Below are 19,797 nucleotides of genomic sequence, written 5' to 3'. Positions count from 1 at the left end.
ACGCGATGAGCCCCCGGCCTGCCACCGGCTCGACACGGTGGCAGCGTTGCCGTCGATGGGTTCTGCCGCTGGTGGGCGTCGCAGTGCTGGGCCTGCTGCTGTCCCACATCCACAAGATCGACTGGGCCGGTGCCTGGCACGCGCTGCACCGGTATTCGCCGTGGCTGCTGCTCGCGGTGCTCGGGCTCGCCACTGCCAGCCATGCGCTCTACGGCTGCTTCGACCTGATCGGCCGGCGCCATCTGCGGCACCGGTTGCCGGCCTGGCGTACATGGGCCATCGCGGTCACGAGCTATGCGTTCAACCTCAATCTCGGCTCGCTGGTCGGAGGCGTGGGGATGCGTGCGCGCCTCTATGCCCGCGCCGGCTCGACGATGCCACCGTGGCGCAGATCGTCGGCCTGAGCCTTGCGACCAACTGGCTGGGGTATGGGCTGCTGGCAGGGGGCCTGTTCGCTGCCGGCGTCATCGAGCCGCCGCGGCAGGCGCACATCGGGCAGGGCGCGCTGCAGGCGCTGGGCGTGGCGATGATCATGCTGGCGCTGGGCTACGTGGTGGCATGCGCGGTCTCGCGCAAGCGCGAATGGGTGGTCAGGGGCAGGCACATCCGTCTGCCGGGGGCGCGCATCGCGTCGATGCAGCTGGCGCTGTCTGCCGCCAACTGGGCGCTGATGGGCGCAGCCATGTACCTGCTGCTGGGGCAGACGGTGCCTTACGCCACCACGCTGGGCGTGCTGCTCGCGGCGTCCATCGTCGGCGTGCTCACGCCCATACCGGCCGGCCTGGGCGTGCTGGAAGCGGTGTATCTCGCCTTGCTTTCTGGCACGGTGAAGCAGGGCGCGCTGATGGGAGCCGTGCTGGCGTACCGGGCGCTGTACTACCTGGTGCCGCTGGCCGGCGGGCTGGCGCTCTACCTGCTGCTCGAACGCTGGGCTCCGGCCAGCGATGGGCAAGAGGGGGCCGCATCCGCGCTGGAAACGCCAGTCGCCTCCGTGTGAGGCCGGGACGGGCCTGTTCACCAGACCGCTTCGCCGTTCAGCAACGCCCGCCGCGCAAGCAGGAAGGTCGCCGCGTTCCAGCTCTGCCCGGCCATGCCCATGGGCGCCAGCGTGCGGCCGTGAAACCACTCGGTGAAGCGCCAGTCGTCCAGCGCATTGGCCCGCGCCAGCTTCGCGAGTTCGGCCCAGGCCATGCCGTGCTCTCCCAGCTTCGCGAGCGCCATCACCCAGAAGCCGCCGACGAAGGGCCAGATGCCGCCGTTGTGGTACTGGTGCACGATGTTCTGCCGGTGGCGGCCCATGTAGGCCCTCCACAGCGGGTGCTGCCGCGGCAGCGGGTGCAACACCACGCGCACCGGCCAGGGCTCGCCGGCATGCGCCCGGTCGATGGTGTCGACGATGCGGCGCGCCATGGCTGAATCGGCCAGTCCGCACTGCATGGCGAGCACGTTGCCGAACACGTCGCCCTCGTCGCCGACCACCGCCAGGTTGACGAAGCTCAGGTACAGCCCCGGGTCGCGCCGGCCGCGGCGCGCGTAGTGCTGCAGCAGCCGCGCCCGGTGGTATTCGGGCAGATCGCGCTGGAACGGATTGAACAGGTGGTTGAAGTGGTAGTGCGTCGCCTCCGCGTGGTCCAGCGCGAAGCGGCGCTTGACCTCGTACCACAGCGCGTTGGTGTAGAGCACATAGCCCGAGCGCGGCATGATGTCCGCCCAGTCGCTGGCCTCGTTCTGCTGCAGCAGTCGGAAGTGCTGGTGCTCCTGCGCCAGCAGCCAGCCGAGCGCGCGGGCAACTTCCTCCGTCCAACGAGAAGGGCCGACCTGCCCGTGGCGGCGCACGTGGTCCACGGCAATCAGCCACCACAGCGTGGCGTCGATGCAGCCCAGGTACCAGAAATCGGCATCGCGGCCCTCGGGGTCCACGTACTTGGGGATCTGCCCGTTGGCCGCCTGCTGCGCCGCGAGCGCCTCGAGGCTCGCCACCGCGCCCTGTTCCAGCGCGGGCACGCCGCTGCCGCACATCGCCATCACGCAGATCGCGGCGTCGCGCCCGAAGATGCGCGTGTAGCGCCGCGCAACGGCGGCCTCGGTGCGGGCGGCCGCCAGGATGCCGTGAGAAGTGAGATTGCGTTCCAGAAGTGCCAGCGAGGCTTGCGAGCAGTTGTCGATCAGCGCGAGCGCGGAGGCATCGAGGTCGGTCATGGCTTCCATGGTGGCTTGGGGCACTCCTTTTTAACAACCGTCGTCTTTCGCGGATGTAGGCCTGGTCCTGCCTGCCCGACTTTGGTTCCGGCTTCCGCCGATACGGGCAGCTCTCCGACAAGGCGAGTCGGCGCAGGCCGTAACCACGATCCTGCCGGCGCTCGCAAATTGAGCCGGGTCAGGCGTGAACGGGCAACAACAACCGAGGTCGGTCCTCGATGCGCCGTTCCGCTGGTCTTCAACGAAGGAGCGCCGGTGCCGTCGAACGAACAACGCCAGAGCGGGCAAGACGCCTACCTTTTCCGCGAGGGAACCCATTCCCGGCTGTACGACCTGCTGGGTTGCCACCCCGACGAGAAGGGCGGCGGCGCAAGGTTCGCGGTCTGGGCGCCGAACGCGGAGGCCGTGTCGGTGGTCGGCGACTGGAACTATTGGTCTGGCGACGCCGATCTTTTGCAGCCCGACCCGGACGGCACGGGCATCTGGAGCGGGTACGTCCCGAATGCCGCGATCGGCCAGACCTACAAGTACCGCATCCGCTCGCGCCACGGCGGCTACATGGTCGACAAGGCCGACCCGGTCGCCTTCGCCGCCGAACTGCCGCCCGCCACGGCCTCGCGCATCTGCGAGCTTTCGTACCAGTGGGGCGATGCCGGGTGGATGGCCGACCGCGGCCGGCGCAATGCGCTCGATGCGCCGATGTCGGTCTACGAGGTGCACCTGGGCTCCTGGCGCCGCGAAGACGGCCACTTTCTCGGCTACCGCGAGATCGCGCACCGGCTCGCGGCCTATGCGCTCGAGATGGGCTTCACGCACGTCGAGCTGATGCCGGTGACCGAGCATCCGTTCTACGGCTCCTGGGGCTACCAGACCACCGGCTATTTCGCGCCCACCGCGCGCTTCGGCTCGCCGCAGGACTTCATGTACCTCGTGGACCACCTGCACCAGCAGGGCATCGGCGTGCTGCTCGACTGGGTGCCTTCGCATTTCCCCACCGACGAGCACGGGCTCGCGTATTTCGACGGCACGCACCTGTACGAGCATGCCGATCCGCGCCAGGGCTTCCACCCGGAGTGGAACTCGAGCATCTTCAACTACGGCCGGCCGGAGGTACGCAGCTTTCTCGTGTCGTCCGGCCTTTTCTGGCTCGATCTGTATCACATCGACGGCCTGCGGGTGGATGCGGTGGCGTCGATGCTCTACCTCGACTACGCGCGCGGCCACGGCGGCTGGGTGCCCAACCGCCACGGCGGGCGCGAGAACCTGGAGGCCATCGATTTCCTGCAGACATTGAACCGCGCCGTCTACCGCGAGCACCCCGACACGCTCACCGTGGCCGAGGAGTCGACCGCCTGGCCGCGCGTTTCGCGCCCCACCGACATGGACGGCCTGGGCTTCGGCGAGAAATGGAACATGGGCTGGATGCACGACACGCTCGCCTACATGAAGGAAGAGCCGGTGCACCGCAAGTACCACCACCACAAGCTGACCTTCTCGCTGGTGTATGCCTTCCACGAGAACTTCGTGCTGCCGTTCTCGCACGACGAGGTGGTGCACGGCAAGGGCTCGCTGCTGGGCAAGATGCCCGGCGACAACTGGCAGCAGTTCGCCAACCTGCGCGCGCTGTACGGCTTCATGTGGGCGCACCCGGGCAAGAAGCTGCTGTTCATGGGCGGCGAATTCGGCCAGCGCCGCGAGTGGACGCACGACGGCGAGCTCGAATGGTGGGTGAGCGGGCTCGAAGGCCACGCGGGCCTGCAGCGCCTCGTGTCGCAGCTCAACCGCGTCTACCGCGCCTCGCCCGCGCTGCACCGGCTCGATTTCTCGTCCGCCGGCTTCGAATGGCTGGCCGCCGACGAGGCCGACCTGAGCATCTTCGCCTTCCTGCGCAAGGCCGGCGACGGCAGCCCGCCGCTGCTCGCGGTGAGCAACATGACCCCGGTGCCGCGCACCAACTACATGCTCGGCGTGCCACTGGGCGGGCGCTGGTGCGAGGTGATCAACACCGACGCCACCGAGTTCGGCGGCTCGGGCTGGGGCAATTTCGGGGGCGTCGAGGCGGCGCCCGTGGGTTCCCACGGACGCAGGCAGTCGGTGTGCCTCACCTTGCCGCCGCTGTCCACGCTGATCCTGGAGCACCGGCCCTCATGAAGAACATTTTCTCGACCAGGCATGCCGTGGCGGGCAGCGCCCCCGAGGCGGATGCGGCACACGGCGACATCCGCGCGGTCATCGACGCGGTGCTTCCCTCCATCGACAACGGCCGCTTCGCCACCAAGTGCGTGGCCGGCGAGCGCGTGACGGTGCGCGCCCATTGCTTCACCGACGGCCACGACGTGCTGCGCGTGCAGCTGTGCTGGCGCTCGCAGGAGCAGGCCGAGTTCCGCGAGGTGCCGATGAAGCCGCTGGGCAACGACGTGTGGGAGGCCAGCTTCTCGCCGCCGTCGGCGGGCCGCTATGTCTACACCGCCGTGGCCTGGGTCGATCCCTTCGATTCGTGGCGCCACGAGATGACGCGACGCGTGGACCTGGCCGACGTGCGCGTTGCAGCGCAGGTCGGCGCGCTGGAAATCGCCGCGGCCGCCGCCCGGGCCCATGGAGAGGATCGCACCGCGCTGCAGCGCTGGGCCACGGAACTCGACGCGACGGCAGCCAACCCCGGCGCGGACATCGCCGCCTTGAAGGCGCTGGCGCTCGACGAGGAATACGCCGTGCTGGCGCGGCGCCACCCCGATCGCCACCACGCGGTGCGCCACGCGGCGGAACTGCCGCTGGTGGCGGAGCGGGAGCGGGCGCGCTTCAGCACCTGGTACGAGCTCTTTCCGCGCTCGGCCGGCACCGAGCCCGGCGTGCATGGCACTTTCAGGGACGTGGAGGCGCGCCTGCCGGCCATCGCCGAGATGGGCTTCGACGTGCTGTACTTCCCTCCGATCCATCCCATCGGCCGCATCCAGCGCAAGGGGCCCAACAACTCCCTGGAAGCCGGTCCCGGCGACGTGGGCAGCCCATGGGCCATCGGCGCGGAGGAGGGCGGGCATAAGTCGATCCTGCCGGCGCTCGGCACCGAGGAAGACTTCCGGCGCCTGCTGGGGCGCGCGTCGGAGCACGGGCTGGAGATCGCACTCGACATCGCCTTCCAGTGCTCGCCCGACCACCCCTACGTCAAGGCGCACCCCGACTGGTTCCGCTGGCGGCCCGACGGCACGGTGCAGTACGCCGAGAACCCGCCGAAGAAGTACCAGGACATCTATCCCTTCAACTTCGAGTGCGAGGGCTGGCGCGCGCTGTGGGCCGAGCTCAAGAGCGTGATCGATCACTGGACGGGGCAGGGCGTGCGCATCTTCCGCGTGGACAACCCGCACACCAAGGCCTTCCCGTTCTGGGAATGGGCCATCGGCGAGGTCAAGCGCGAGCACCCCGATGCGATCTTCCTGGCCGAGGCCTTCACGCGGCCGAAGGTGATGCACCGGCTCGCGAAGCTGGGCTTCTCGCAGTCGTACACCTACTTCACCTGGCGCACCACGAAGCAGGAGCTGCAGGAGTACTTCACGGAGCTCTCGACCGAGCCGGGCATCGACTACTTCCGGCCCAACGTGTGGCCCAACACGCCCGACATCCTGCACGAGCAGCTGCAGACCGGCGAGCCGGCCGTGTTCATGTCGCGGCTGGTGCTGGCCGCCACGCTGGCGGCCAACTACGGCATCTACGGGCCGGCCTACGAGCTTCGCGAGCACCTGCCGCGCAGCCCGGGCAGCGAGGAATACCTGGATTCCGAGAAGTACCAGCTGCGCCACTGGAATCACGACGACCCCGCGAGCCTGGCGCCCTTCATCGCGCGGGTGAACCGCATCCGCCGCGAGAACCCGGCGCTGCAGTGGGACCGCACGCTGCGCTTCCTGCATATCGACAACCCGCAGCTGATGGCCTATGCCAAGAGCTCGGCCGACGGCGCCAACGTGGTAGTGACCGTGGTCAACCTCGATCCGCACAACGTGCAGGAAGGCTGGGTGGGCCTGGAGCCAGCCAGCGTGGGCGTGAACCCGCCCTCGCGCGCCTTCCAGATGCACGACCTGCTCAGCGGGCAGCGATTTCTCTGGCAGGGCGACTGGCACTACGTGCGGCTCGATCCGCGCAGCGTGCCCGCCCACATCTTCGTGGTCCGCAGGCGCCATGGCGACGAGCGCGACTTCGACTACTTCCTGTGAGGCCGCCCGCACATGAACGCACCCGTCTCCCACATCGCGCTCGAGACCGTCGAGATCGACAACAGCGACGACCCGCTGTGGTACCGCGACGCGGTGATCTACCAGCTCAACGTCAAGGCCTTCTTCGACTCCAACAACGACGGCATGGGCGACTTCAAGGGCGTCACCGCCAAGCTCGACTACGTGAAGGAACTGGGCGTCAACACCATCTGGCTGATGCCCTTCTATCCCTCGCCGCTGCGCGACGACGGCTACGACATCTCCGAGTACGAGGACGTGCACCCGCAGTACGGCACGCTGGACGACTTCCGCGAGATGCTGGCCGAGGCCCACAAGCGCGGCCTGCGGGTGATCACGGAGCTGGTCATCAACCACACCTCCAGCGACCACCCGTGGTTCAAGGCCGCGCGGCTCGCGCCGCCGGGCTCGCCCGAGCGCAATTTCTACGTGTGGAGCGACACCGACCAGATCTACCAGGGCACGCGGATCATCTTCACCGACACCGAGACCTCCAACTGGACCTGGGACCCGGTCGCCAAGCAGTACTACTGGCACCGCTTCTTCAGCCACCAGCCCGACCTGAACTTCGACAACCCGGCGGTGATGGAGGCCATCTTCAGGACCATGCGCTTCTGGCTCGACATGGGCGTGGACGGCTTCCGGCTCGACGCCATTCCCTACCTTGTGGAGCGCGACGGCACCAGCAACGAGAACCTGCCCGAGACGCACGCGGTGATCAAGCGGCTGCGCGCGGCCATCGACGCGCAGTACAAGAACCGCTTTCTCCTGGCCGAGGCCAACATGTGGCCCGAGGACGTGCGCGAGTACTTCGGCGACGGCGACGAATGCCACATGGCCTACCACTTCCCGCTGATGCCGCGCATGTACATGGCCATCGCGCAGGAGGACCGCCACCCGATCGTCGAGATCATGGCGCAGACGCCCGATATTCCCGAGGGCTGCCAGTGGGCCATCTTCCTGCGCAACCACGACGAGCTCACGCTGGAGATGGTCACCAGCAAGGAGCGCGACTACATGTACACCATGTACGCGGCCGACATGCGCGCGCGCATCAACCTGGGCATCCGCCGGCGCCTGGCGCCGCTGATGGAGAACGACCTGGACCGCGTGAAGCTCATGAACGGCATGCTGCTGTCGATGCCGGGCTCGCCCATCATCTACTACGGCGACGAGATCGGCATGGGCGACAACGTGTTCGTGGGCGACCGCAACGGCGTGCGCACGCCGATGCAGTGGAACCCCGACCGCAACGCCGGCTTCTCGCGCGCCGACCCGCAGCGCCTGTACCTGCAGCCGATCATGGACCCGCTGTATGGCTACGAGGCGCTCAACGTGGAGACGCAGGCGCGCGACAGCAGCTCGCTGCTGAACTGGACCAAGCGCATGCTCGCCGTGCGCAAGACCAGCCACGCCTTCGGCCGGGGCCGCCGGCGCTTTCTCAAGCCCGGCAACCGCAAGATCCTCGCGTACCTGAGCGAGTACGACAGCGACGTGATCCTGACCGTGTTCAACCTCTCGCGCGCGGCGCAGCCGGTGGAGCTGGACCTATCGGAGTTCAAGGGCTTCGTGCCCATCGAGATGCTGGGGCGCTCGCCTTTTCCGCCCATCGGCGAGCTGCCGTACCTGCTCACGCTGGCCTCGTACGGCTTCTACTGGTTCAAGCTGACGGCCGAGGCCGATGCGCCCAGCTGGCACCAGGAGGGCGTGGCGCTGCAGGAATGGCCCACCCTGGTGCTCTTCGACGGCTGGACCAGCTTCTTCCGCGACCGCGTGATGCCGTGGCGCATCGGCATGTCGGAGCGCATGCGCAACCAGTTCGAGCTGGAGACGCTGCCGCGCCACATCGAGATCCAGCGCTGGTACGCCTCCAAGGGCACGACCATCCAGCGCGCGCGGCTGGCCGACCACGCCGTGTGGGAAGCGAATGGCCTGAGCTGGATGCTGCCGCTGCTCGAACTCGACGGCCCGCCCGGTGGCGCCACCTATTTCATGCCGCTCGCGCTGGCGTGGGAAGAGCGCGACGAGGAGCGCATGGCCGGCGTGGCGCAGGCCGCGCTCGCCAAGGTGCGCCAGCAGGCGCAGGTCGGGCTCATGGGCGATGCCTTCTACGACGAGGCCTTCTGCCGCGAACTGGTGCGCGCGATCCGCAGCGCAGCCGAGCTGCCGACCGCGAACGGCCGGCTGGTCTTCAAGCCCACGGCCGCCTTCGCCGAGACCATGGCGGACATCGACGCGCTGCCCTTCGGCCGGCCCAGCGGGGTGAGCAGCAACACGGTGGTGACGCTGGGCGAGACGCTTTTCCTCAAGGGCTACCGCCACGTGCGCGAGGGCATCAACCCCGAGCTGGAGATGGGCCGCTTCCTCACCGAGGTGGCGCACTACCCGAACTGCGTGCCGGTGCTGGGCGCACTCGAATACATGGCCGCCGACGGTCGCACGATGACGCTCGCGATGGTGCAGCGCTACGTGGCCAACCAGGGCGACGGCTGGGACTACACGCTCGGCTACCTGGAGCGCTTCCTGCGCGACGTGGCCACGTCGGACGGCGACGCGCCGGAGGTGGCGGCGGTGCACGGCGGCTTCCTCGCGCTGATGGCCACCCTGGGCCGGCGCACCGCCGAGCTGCACGAGGCGCTGGCCGCCCGCACCGGCGCGGCGGCCTTCGACCCCGAGCCGCTCACGGCCGCCGATGCCACCGGCTTCAAGACACGGGCCACGGCCGACGCGGCCGCCACGCTGGAGCTGCTGCGCGAGCGCTTCGAGCTGCTGCCACCGGCCGCGCAGGCCGATGCACGCACGCTGCTGGACGCCGGCGCGGCGCTGCGCGCCAGCATCGAGGCGAAGCGCCCCGCGGAAGGCGGCGGCATCAGCAGCCGCTACCACGGCGACTACCACCTCGGCCAGGTGCTGGTGAAGGACAACGACTTCGTCATCATCGACTTCGAGGGCGAGCCCGCGCGCAGCTTCGACGAGCGCCGAATGAAGGGTTCGCCGCTGCGCGACGTGGCGGGCATGCTGCGTTCCTTCAACTATGCGCGCTGGTCGGCGCTGCGCCGCGTGGCCCAGAGCCCGCAGGAGGCCGAGCGCCTCGCCGGCCCGGCCATCGCCTGGGAGCAGGCCACGCGCGACGCCTTCCTTGCCGGCTACGGCCTCGCGCTCGATGGCGAGCTTCTTGCTCTCTTCGAGCTGGAGAAGGCGCTCTACGAGCTGCGCTACGAACTCGGCAACCGCCTCGACTGGGTACAGGTACCGCTGCACGGCGTGCTCGCGCTGGTGCGGCCGGGGCGCGGCTGAACCCGGGCCAACCTGGCGACATCAAGGGAACTCCACCATGGAAAACTTCGGCATTCACCTGGAGCCGCTGCGCGCCATCCTTTACCAGGTCGGCGCCTTCATTCCCCGGCTGCTGGTCGCGCTGGTGGTCGTGCTCGTCGGCTGGCTCGTGGCCAAGGCGGTGCGCTTCGCAGTGACGAAGGCGCTGCGCGCCATCAACTTCAACGTGCTGACCGAGCGCGCCGGCCTCGACAACTTCCTGCGCCAGGGCGGCCTGGCGGGCGACACCAGCAGCCTGTTCGGCGTGCTCGCGTACTGGCTGGTGATCCTCGCCTCGCTGCTCATCGCCTTCAACGGCATGGGGCTGAGCTACATCGCAGACCTGCTGGGGCGCATCGTCTGGTTCGTGCCGAATGTGTTCGTGGCGCTGCTGGTGCTGGCCTTCGGCTCGTACTTCGCGCGCTTCGTGGGCGACGCGGTGGCCAGCTACTTCCGCGGCGTGAAGATGCAGGACGCCGCGCTCTTCGCCAAGGCCGCGCAGTACGCGGTGATGGCTTTCGTGATCCTGATCGCGCTCGACCAGGTGAAGGTGGGCGGCGACATCGTGCGCGAGAGCTTCCTGGTGATCCTCGCGGGCGCGGTCTTCGCGCTGGCCCTGGCCTTCGGGCTCGCGGGCAAGGACTGGGCCAAGTCCTGCATCGAGCGCTGGTGGCCGAAGGAGGCCAGGGACGGCAGGGTGCCGCCTGCCATGCCCGCGCCACCGCCACCGCCGCCTCCGCCACCGCCACCCCCGACCGTCGTCGGCGGCACAGGTCTGTACCCGCGCCACGACAACGACCGCCCGCCGCGCTGAACGCGGCACAGCCCTTCAACCTACAGCCATCGGATGACATCCAGGAACGCCGCTACCCCCTCCATCACCGCCGTCTGGCCCGGGCGGCCTTACCCGCGCGGCGCCACCTGGGACGGGGAGGGCGTCAACTTCGCTCTCTTCTCGCAGCACGCCGAGAAGGTCGAGCTGTGCCTTTTCGACGATCGCGGCCGCCAGGAACTGCAGCGCATTCCGCTGCGCGACCGCACCGATGGCGTGTGGCACTGCTACCTGCCCGAGGCGCGCCCCGGCCAGGCCTACGGCTACCGGGTGCACGGCCCCTACAAGCCGGAGGAGGGCCACCGCTTCAACGCCCACAAGCTGGTGCTCGACCCCTATGCGAAGGACCTGGTGGGCGAGCTGCGCTGGGGCGACGCGCTCTACGGCTACACGGTAGGCAGCAAGCGCGAAGACCTGTCGTTCGACCGCCGCGACAGCGCGCCGCTCATGCCCAAGGGCCGCGTGCTCGAAACGGCCTTCACCTGGGGTGACGACCGCCGCCCCATGATCCCGTGGCAGGACATGGTGATCTGCGAGATGCACGTGCGCGGCTTCACCATGACCCACCCCGACGTGCCGCCCGCGCTGCGCGGCACCTACGCGGCACTGGGCTGCGCGCCGGTGGTCGACTACCTCAAGCGGCTGGGCGTGACCACCGTCGAGCTGCTGCCGGTGCACGGCTTCCTCAACGACCGCCACCTGTCCGAGCGCGGCCTGCGCAACTACTGGGGGTACAACACGCTGGCCTTCTTCGCGCCCGAGATGCGCTACAGCGCCTCGGGCAAGGTGAAGGAGTTCAAGACCATGGTGAAGACGCTGCACTCGGCGGGCATCGAGGTGATCCTCGACGTGGTCTACAACCACACCTGCGAAGGCAACCAGCTCGGGCCCACGCTCTCGATGCGCGGCGTGGACAACGCCTCCTACTACATCGTCAACGGCGACAACCGCCGTTACTACGACGACTTCACCGGCTGCGGCAACACCGTCAACCTGGAGCATCCGCACGCGCTGCAGCTGGTGATGGATTCGCTGCGCTACTGGGCGGAGGAAATGCACGTCGACGGCTTCCGCTTCGACCTGGCCTCGGCGCTGGCGCGCGAGTCGGGCAAGGTGGAGAACCTCGGGGGCTTCTTCGATGCCATCGGGCAAGATCCGACGCTCAACCGCGTGAAGCTCATCGCCGAGCCTTGGGACCTGGGGCACGGCGGCTACCAGGTGGGCAACTTCCCGCCCGGCTGGGCCGAATGGAACGACCGCTACCGCGACGGCCTGCGCGGCTTCTGGAAAGGCGACGGCGGCCTGCTCGGCGAGCTGGCCCGGCGCATCACCGGCTCGGAAGATCTCTATGGCTGGTCGGGCAAGCAGCCCACCGCCAGCATCAACTTCGTGACCGCGCACGACGGCTTCACGCTGCACGACCTGGTCTCGTACAACGACAAGCACAACGAGGCCAACGGCGAGGACAACCGCGACGGCAGCAGCAACAACGTCTCGTGGAACTGCGGCGCCGAGGGGCCGACCGACGATGCGGAAGTGCTGGCCCTGCGCGAGCGCCAGAAGCGCAACCTGCTGGCCACGCTGCTGCTGTCGCAGGGTGTGCCGATGCTGCTGGCGGGCGACGAACGCGGCCACACGCAGCAGGGCAACAACAACGTCTATTGCCAGGACAACGAACTCGGCTGGCTCGACTGGACGCCCACGCCCGAGCGGCTCGCGCTCGTGACCTTCGTCGAACGGATGGTCGCGCTGCGCCGCGCGCACCCCTCGTTCCGGCGCCGCACCTTCTTCGCGGGCCGGCCGGCGGAGGTGGAGACAGTGACAGACGTGCACTGGCTCAGGCCCGACGGCGCCGAGATGCGCCCCGAGGACTGGAACGACGCCAACGCGCGCTGCATCGCGATGTACATCCCCGGCGGCGGCATCGTCGACCGGGGCCCGCGCGGCGAGGCGCAGCTCGACGACGACTTCATCGTGCTGTTCAACGCCCACCACGACGAGATCGCCTTCACGCTGCCGGCGGCGCCGCATGGCGCATGGCGTTTGCTGGTCGACACCGCGAACACCGCGCCGCCGCTGACCACCGAGGACGCGGCCGCGCACGCGCCGGCGTGGAGCGAGCCCGCCTATCCGCTGCAATGCCGCTCGCTCGTGGTGCTGAGCCGGCCCGACGTGCGGCCATGACCACGAAACAGCACCGCACCAGGGCAAAGAGGATCCGATGAGCACCCACGCACACACCATGCCCTTCGGCGCCACCGCGCAGGCGCAGGGCGTGGATTTCGCCCTCTGGGCACCCTCGGCGCAGGCCGTGGTGCTGGAGCACCGCGCCGCGGCAAGCGGTTGCGCCGCCGTCACGCTGCCCATGGAACGCGACGCCCACGGCTGGCACCGGCTGACGGTGCCCAAGGCAGGCCAGGGCGACAGCTACGGCTTCCGCCTGCCCGACGGCACCCGCGTGCCCGACCCGGCCTCGCGCTTCAACCCCGAGGACGTGCACGGCCCGAGCGTGGTGATCGATCCGCGCCGCTTCGAGTGGACCGACGATGCGTGGCGCGGCCGCCCGTGGGAGGAAGCGGTTGTCTACGAGCTGCACGTGGGCACCTTCACCGACGAAGGCACGTTCCGGGCCGCGCGGCAGCGGCTGGAGGAGCTCGCCGAGCTCGGCATCACCGCCATCGAGCTGATGCCGCTCGCCGACTTTCCGGGGCGCCGCAACTGGGGCTACGACGGCGTGCTGCCGTTCGCGCCCGATGCCTCGTACGGCACGCCCGACGATCTCAAGGCACTGATCGACGCGGCGCACTCGATGGGCCTGATGGTGCTGCTCGATGTGGTCTACAACCACTTCGGACCGGAAGGCAACTACCTGCACGCGTGCTGCCCCGAGTTCTTCAACCAGGGGCACCAGACGCCCTGGGGCCCGGCCATCAACTTCGACGGGCCGGCATCGCGCACGGTGCGCGACTTCTTCATCCACAACGCCTGCTACTGGATCGAGGAATTCCGCTTCGACGGCCTGCGCATGGATGCGATCCACGCCATCCACGACGAGACGCGGCCGCACGTCGTGCAGGAGATCCGCCAGGCGCTCGACGACGGGCCGGCCCGGGGCCGCCACGTGCACCTGGTGCTGGAGAACGACGCCAACCAGGCCTCGATGCTGATGCGCGACGGCCGGGGCATTCCGGTGGCGGGCACCGCGCAGTGGAACGACGACCTCCACCATGCCGCGCACGTGCTGGCCACCGGCGAACGCGACGGCTACTACGCCGACTATGCAGGCGACCCGGCCTCCAGCTTCGCCTGCGCGCTGGCGGAAGGCTTCGTCTACCAGGGGCAGCCCTCGGCCTTCCGGCACGGCGAGCGCCGGGGCGAACCGAGCACGCGGCTGCCGCCGCAGGCCTTCGTCTCGTTCCTGCAGACGCACGATCAGGTCGGCAACCGCGCCTTCGGCGAGCGCATCCACGCGCTCGGCGACCCGGTGCTGGTGCGCGCCGCGATGGCCTGCCTGCTGCTGTCGCCGCATGTGCCGATGTTCTTCATGGGCGACGAATTCGCGGCTTCGACGCCGTTCCTGTACTTCTGCGACTTCGGCCCGGAGCTTGCGAGCGCCGTTGCCGAGGGCAGGCGCTCCGAGTTCGGCGGCTTCGCGGCATTCGCCGACGAGGCGGCGCGAGCGCGCATTCCCGATCCGAACGCCGAATCCACTTTTCTCGCCTCGAAGCTGCGCTGGCGGGAGCGCGGCACGCGCGCGCACTTCGAGCGGCTGTGCGAGGTGCGGCAACTGCTGGAGATTCGGCATCGGCTGATCGTGCCCCGGCTTGCGGGCATGAGCGCCGCAGGCGTCTACCGCTGCGAGAACGGCACGCTGCAGGTGGCGTGGGATCTCGGAGCGCCCGGCACTCGGCTGCACCTGCTGGCGCACTTCGGCGATGGGCCCGTGGCGGGCTTGGCTGCGCCGCCCGGCAAGACGATCCACAGCGAGAGCGCTACCGTCCAAGAGGGCGCGATGCGCCTGGAGCGCGGCGCCGTGCACGTGACGCTGGAGGATCCGCCGGGTGTCGTATGAAGCAAGCCCGCCGCCGATCGCCGTCACCGATGAACTCGCGCGCCTGTGCGGGCACCACGGCATCGCCACCGGCTATTTCGACGCATTCGGACGGCGCCGAGAAGTTGGCGCGCGAAGCCTGATCGCGCTGCTGGCCGAGTTCGGCGTGCGGCTCGGCGATGTGGCGGAAGCCGGCCCCGCGCTCGAAGCAGCACGGCAAGCGGATCGGGCCGAGTCGCTGCCGCCGGTTGTGGTCGTGCAGGTACCGGCGACCGGATGGCCGGTGCGGCTGCGGATTGCGCCTTCGACGAGGCGCGTGCGCTGGCAGATCAGCGACTGGGGCGGGACCGTGCTGGAAGGCGAGGGCGACGTGGGTGCCGAAGAAGCGACGCCTGGCGAGCGCATCCTGCAGATGCCTGTCGCGCTCGAAGCCGGCTACTACCGGCTGCGCGTCGAAGGCCTGCCCGGCGAGACGCTGGTGCTGGCCACGCCGGGCTATTGCTACCGCCCGCCGGCCGTGCAGGACGCAGGCCGCGTGTGGGGCGTGGCCGTGCAGCTCTACGGCCTGCGCTCGCCGCGCAACTGGGGCATCGGCGATTTCGGCGATCTGGAGGACCTGGCCGTGCGGGTGGCGGGGCAGGGCGCCGATCTCATCGGACTCAATCCGCTGCATGCGCTGTTCGCGGGCACGCCGGAACATGCCAGCCCGTACAGCCCGTCGTCGCGGCAGCAGCTCAACGTGCTCTGCATCGACGTCGAGGCCGTCGATGGCTTCCCGGACTGCGCGGCCGCGCGGGAAAAGGTCGGCTCGCCGGATTTCCAGCAGCGCCTGGCCATGCTGCGCGCCGCGCCGCTGGTCGACTACGCCGGCGTGGCCGCGGTGAAGTTCGAAGTGCTGGAGCTTCTGTTCGCGCATTTCTGCGAGCGGCACCTGCCGCCTGAAGGCGAGCCCGATGAAGCGGGCAGGGCCTTCCTTGACTTCGTCGCCCGGCGCGGCGAGGCCTTGCGGCGGCATGCCGTGTTCGAGACCTTGCGCGCTCACTTCCTTTCCACCGACAACGGCTCGGGAGACTGGCATTCATGGCCGGCCGCATGGCGCGACCCGGAATCCGCCGAAGTCGCTGCGTTCGCACGGGTGCATGCGGGGCGGGTGCGCTTTCACCAGTACCTGCAATGGGTGGCCGACCGGCAGCTCTCGCACGTCGCGGCGCGCTGCCGCGTGCTCGGCATGGGCGTGGGCCTCTACACGGACCTGGCGGTATCCGTCGATCGCGCGGGCTCCGATGCCTGGTCCTTCCAGCACGGCTTTGCCGAGAACGCCAGCATCGGCGCGCCACCGGACGAGTTCAACCCGGCCGGCCAGCGCTGGGGGCTGCCGCCGCTGAGGCCCGGCGGCCTGCGCGCCGACGGCTATCGCTTCTTCATCGAGACGCTGCGCGCCAGCATGCGCGGCGCGGGCGCCCTGCGCATCGACCATGCGATGGGACTGATGCGGCTGTTCTGGATTCCACCGGGGTGCGGCGCGGCCGAGGGCGCGTACGTCTACTACCCGCTGGAGGAGATGCTCGCCATCGTTGCGATCGAAAGCCACCGGCAGCGCTGCATGGTGGTGGGCGAGGATCTCGGCACCGTCGAGGACGCGGTGCGCGATGGACTCGCGCGCGCGGACGTGCTCTCGTACCGGCTGCTCTATTTCGAACGGCGGCAGGGCGGCGGCTTCAAGGCCCCTGCCGATTACCCGCCGGCCGCGCTGGTCGCGATCAGCACGCACGACCTGGCAACCTTCGCGGGCTGGTGGACGGCCGCCGATCTGCGCGAGCGGCTGGCGCTGCGCCTGTTTCCCGATCCGGCGATCTTCGACAAGCAGCTGGCGGACCGCATGCGCGAGCGCGTCGAGCTGATGCAGTCGCTGCAGCATGCGGGCCTGCTGTCGCGCGAGGAAATGGCGGAGGCGGCCGGCCTTGCGATGCCTTCGGAGCGCCTGGTGGAGGCGGCGCATGCCTTCCTGGCCCGCACGCCGTCGGCGCTGATGATGGTGCAGCTGGAAGACGTGGCCGGCACTGTCGAGCAGGCCAACATGCCGGGCACTGTCGACGAACACCCCAACTGGCGCCGCAAGCTGGCGCAGCCGGTCGCGGCGCTGGCGCAGAGCGATCGCATGCACGGCCTGGCGCGCCTGCTGCGCGAGGAACGGCCACGACAGCCTCGGAATGAAACGCCAGCCGGCCTGCGGGCGCGCATTCCACGCGCCACCTACAGGTTGCAGTTCCACAAGGACTTCGGCTTCGACGACGCGATCCGCGTGCTGCCGTACCTCGCGAAGCTGGGCGTGAGCCATGTCTATTGCTCGCCGATACAGCGCGCCCGCCCGGGCAGCACGCACGGCTACGACGTGGTCGCGCATGCGGAGATCAACCCCGAACTGGGCGGCGCCGAAGGCTTCGCGCGCTTCGTCGACGCGCTGAAGGCCAACGGCCTCGGGCAGCTTCTGGACATGGTGCCCAACCACATGGGCGTGTTCGGCGCCGACAACGCATGGTGGATGGACGTGCTGGAAAACGGCCCGGCCTCGCTTTTCGCTCAGCACTTCGACATCGACTGGCAGCCGCTGAACCCCGAGCTGGCCGGCAAGGTGCTGCTGCCGGTGCTGGGCGGGCACTACGGCGAGACGCTGGACGGCGGCGAGCTGGTCTTGCGCTTCGAGGAAGCGGCGGGCGGCTTCGCCGTCCGCTATTTCGAGCATCGCTTTCCGCTGGCGCCCGAGACTTATCCGGTGGTGCTGGAACGCGCGCTCGAGCGGCTGGGCGATGCGGATGCGGCGCACCGGCTGGCGAGCCTTTCCACGGCCTTCGGTCGCCTTCCCGGGCGCGACCTGGCATCGCCGCACGAGCAGGCCGAGCGAGTCCGCGACAAGGAGCTCTTCAAGGCGCGCCTCGCGGAGCTGGCGCGCAGCGAGCCCACGGTGGCCCATGCGCTCGCTGCAGCAGTGGCGGGTTTCAATCTGGCCTCGGCGCAAGCCCGCGATGCGCTGCACCGGCTGATCGAGGCGCAGGCGTATCGGCTCGCGCACTGGCGGGTGGCGGCCGACGAGATCAACTACCGGCGCTTCTTCGACATCAACGATCTTGCCGGTGTGCGCATGGAACGCGACGAGGTGTTCGAGGCCACGCAGTCGTTCGCGCTGGATCTCGCGGCTTCGGGCGTGGTGGACGGGCTGCGCATCGACCATCCGGACGGGCTCTACGACCCCGCGGACTACTTCCGCAAGCTCCAGGAAGGCTATGCGCGCCGCGCCGGACTGGCGCTGCCGGCGCACGACACGCAGGGCCGGCCCGCACGGCCGCTCTACGTGGTTGCCGAGAAGATCGCCGCGGCGCACGAGGACGTTCCCCACAGCTGGCATGTGCATGGCACCACCGGCTACCGGTTCGCGAACGTGGCCAACGGCGTGCTGGTCGACACGGCCGGCAGGGATCGCATGCTGCACGCCTGGCAGCGCTTCACAGGCGTGGCGGAAGACTTCGCCTTGATCTGCCGCGAAGGCCGGCGCGAGGTGATGCGCAATGCGTTGTCGTCGGAGCTCAATGTGCTGTCCGGCGAACTGCTTCGCATCGCCCGGGCGGACCGAGGCACGCGCGACTACACGCTCAATGCGCTGCGCCGGGCCTTGTCTGGCGTGTGCGCCTGCATGACCGTCTATCGCACCTACATCGTCGGCGAGCCGTCCGGGCAGGACGGACGCTTCATCGACGAGGCCGTGGCCGAAGCCGCTCGGCGCAGCGGCGAGGCCGATCTGTCGGTGTTCGAGTTCGTGCGTGGAGTACTGAGTGGGGCGCTGAGTGGGGCGCTGCGTGGCGAGCCATCCACTGCAGCCCACCCCGCGCTCGCCGAACGGGTGCGCCGCTTCGCGATGCGTTTCCAGCAGTTCAGTGCGCCGGTGGCGGCCAAGGGCGTGGAAGACACGGCGTTCTATCGCTACTTTCCGCTGAGCTCGCTCAACGAGGTGGGCGGCGAGCCGGATCTTTTCGGTATCGAGGTCGGGCAGTTCCACGCGCTTTCCGCCGATCGCGCACTTCACTGGCCGCACACCATGCTCGCGACATCGACGCACGACAACAAGCGCTCGGAGGACGTCCGCAACCGGATCGACGTGCTCTCGGAAATCCCCGACGAGTGGATGCGCGCGCTGGCACGCTGGCACGGCAAGTGCCGCGGCACGCGCGCGAATCTGCCGGGCGGCGAATCGCCGTCGCGTGCCGATGAATACCTGCTCTACCAGACGCTGCTGGGCACGCTGCCACCGGGCGGGCTCGACTCGGATGCACTGCCGGACTACACCCAGCGCATCTGCCAGTACATGCGAAAGGCCGCGCGCGAAGCCAAGCTGCGCACGCGCTGGACGCAGCCCGACGAGGACTACGAATCGGCGCTGGAACATTTCGTGCACGAGATATTGGCTCCGGCCGGCAACGGGGAGGAGGGCGAGTGCCTGCGGGACATCCGGCAGCTGTCGGACCGGCTGGCGACGATCGGTGCGTGGAACAGTCTCACGCTGATGCTGCTGAAGTACGCATCGCCGGGCGTGCCCGATCTCTATCAGGGCAGTGAGCTGATTGCGCTGAGCCTCGTGGATCCGGACAACCGGCGGCCGGTGGACTATGCGCTGCGCCAGCGGCTGCTCGACGAACTGGACGGAATGGCCGGCGAGGACGGCCTTGCCCGCCGGGTCCGCGCGATGGCCGCGTCGCCGCACGATGGACGGGCGAAGCTCTGGTTCATCTGGCGGCTTCTGACCCTGCGACGGGCGCAGCCGCTGCTGTTTGGGGAAGGCAGCTACGAGCCGCTGACTGTCGAGGGGCCACTGGCGCGGCATGTAGTCGCATTCGCGCGGCGGCATGGCGAGCAGGCGGTGCTGGTCCTGGCTGGCCGGCTGTTCGCGTCATTTTCAGGCGATGCCGCAAGACCGACGCTGCCGGAATCGGCGAAATGGAACGGCACGACGATCCGCCTGCCGGACGGCCTCGACGCGGGGCCCATGCGAAACCTGCTGACAGGAGAGGTCGTTTCCGCCACGGACCGGCTGCAACTGACCGAGACATTCAGCGCAATGCCCTGGGCGGCACTGGTTCCCGAGGGCGCACGCCGCTGACTCGGGACCTCCAGGCACCGTGCGGGCA

Annotated in this window: 10 protein-coding genes; 9 read left to right on the top strand and 1 reads right to left on the bottom strand. The window is 69.2% G+C overall.

Translation table 11 applies throughout. From position 1 onward, the window contains the following. The first annotated feature begins 5 nt into the window (after positions 1–5). Positions 6–404 carry a hypothetical protein gene (locus tag ACAM57_RS15985; protein WP_369662341.1) on the top strand — a complete coding sequence of 133 codons (399 nt, stop codon included), beginning with the start codon at positions 6–8 and terminating at the stop codon, positions 402–404. Beyond that, on the top strand, positions 383–997 hold the full coding sequence (locus ACAM57_RS15980; protein WP_369662340.1) for a lysylphosphatidylglycerol synthase domain-containing protein: 615 nt from the start codon (positions 383–385) through the stop codon (positions 995–997). Before ACAM57_RS15985 ends, ACAM57_RS15980 begins: the two co-directional genes overlap by 22 nt. 17 nt (positions 998–1,014) lie before the next feature. Here ACAM57_RS15980 and ACAM57_RS15975 read toward each other — a convergent pair whose 3' ends face one another. Beyond that, entirely contained in the window at positions 1,015–2,199 is a 1,185-nt protein-coding gene (locus ACAM57_RS15975) for an amylo-alpha-1,6-glucosidase (protein WP_369662446.1), read from the bottom strand. Between the two features lie 255 nt (positions 2,200–2,454). On the opposite strand from ACAM57_RS15975, the gene glgB reads away from it, so the two are divergent. The 7 genes from glgB to ACAM57_RS15940 are packed head-to-tail and all read left to right on the top strand — an operon-like array spanning position 2,455 to position 19,769. After that, the gene (gene glgB / locus ACAM57_RS15970; protein ID WP_369662339.1) at positions 2,455–4,350 is read left to right on the top strand and encodes a 1,4-alpha-glucan branching protein GlgB; all 1,896 of its coding nucleotides are present in this window, start codon (positions 2,455–2,457) and stop codon (positions 4,348–4,350) included. Further along, a complete protein-coding gene (locus ACAM57_RS15965; protein WP_369662338.1) occupies positions 4,347–6,404 on the top strand; it encodes an alpha-1,4-glucan--maltose-1-phosphate maltosyltransferase in 2,058 nt (685 codons plus the stop codon). Before glgB ends, ACAM57_RS15965 begins: the two co-directional genes overlap by 4 nt. A 12-nt stretch (positions 6,405–6,416) precedes the next feature. Beyond that, the gene (treS, locus tag ACAM57_RS15960) at positions 6,417–9,719 is read left to right on the top strand and encodes a maltose alpha-D-glucosyltransferase (protein WP_184637929.1); all 3,303 of its coding nucleotides are present in this window, start codon (positions 6,417–6,419) and stop codon (positions 9,717–9,719) included. Positions 9,720–9,756: 37 nt separating this feature from the next. Continuing rightward, positions 9,757–10,551 carry a hypothetical protein gene (locus ACAM57_RS15955; RefSeq protein WP_369662337.1) on the top strand — a complete coding sequence of 265 codons (795 nt, stop codon included), beginning with the start codon at positions 9,757–9,759 and terminating at the stop codon, positions 10,549–10,551. A 33-nt stretch (positions 10,552–10,584) separates the two neighbouring features. Then, complete coding sequence (gene glgX, locus ACAM57_RS15950) at positions 10,585–12,753, top strand: glycogen debranching protein GlgX (RefSeq protein WP_126019781.1); 2,169 nt, start codon at positions 10,585–10,587, stop codon at positions 12,751–12,753. Between the two features lie 37 nt (positions 12,754–12,790). Then, the gene (treZ, locus tag ACAM57_RS15945) at positions 12,791–14,641 is read left to right on the top strand and encodes a malto-oligosyltrehalose trehalohydrolase (protein WP_369662336.1); all 1,851 of its coding nucleotides are present in this window, start codon (positions 12,791–12,793) and stop codon (positions 14,639–14,641) included. Further along, positions 14,631–19,769 carry a malto-oligosyltrehalose synthase gene (locus ACAM57_RS15940; protein WP_369662335.1) on the top strand — a complete coding sequence of 1,713 codons (5,139 nt, stop codon included), beginning with the start codon at positions 14,631–14,633 and terminating at the stop codon, positions 19,767–19,769. The genes treZ and ACAM57_RS15940 overlap by 11 nt, the downstream gene beginning before the upstream one ends. The last annotated feature ends 28 nt before the right edge of the window (positions 19,770–19,797 follow it).

It is taken from the genome of Variovorax sp. V15 (genome assembly GCF_041154425.1).
Classification (GTDB): domain Bacteria; phylum Pseudomonadota; class Gammaproteobacteria; order Burkholderiales; family Burkholderiaceae_C; genus Variovorax; species Variovorax guangxiensis.
Note: the sequence above shows the minus strand (reverse complement) of the source record. Positions and strands in the feature narration are given on the sequence as shown.

Coding starts and splice junctions, on each gene's coding strand:
- ACAM57_RS15975 (WP_369662446.1), bottom strand. CDS start 2,199: ATGACCGACCTCGATGCCTCCGCGCTCGCGCTGATCGACAACTGCTCG.
- ACAM57_RS15955 (WP_369662337.1), top strand. CDS start 9,757: ATGGAAAACTTCGGCATTCACCTGGAGCCGCTGCGCGCCATCCTTTAC.
- ACAM57_RS15985 (WP_369662341.1), top strand. CDS start 6: ATGAGCCCCCGGCCTGCCACCGGCTCGACACGGTGGCAGCGTTGCCGT.
- treZ (WP_369662336.1), top strand. CDS start 12,791: ATGAGCACCCACGCACACACCATGCCCTTCGGCGCCACCGCGCAGGCG.
- treS (WP_184637929.1), top strand. CDS start 6,417: ATGAACGCACCCGTCTCCCACATCGCGCTCGAGACCGTCGAGATCGAC.
- glgX (WP_126019781.1), top strand. CDS start 10,585: ATGACATCCAGGAACGCCGCTACCCCCTCCATCACCGCCGTCTGGCCC.
- ACAM57_RS15965 (WP_369662338.1), top strand. CDS start 4,347: ATGAAGAACATTTTCTCGACCAGGCATGCCGTGGCGGGCAGCGCCCCC.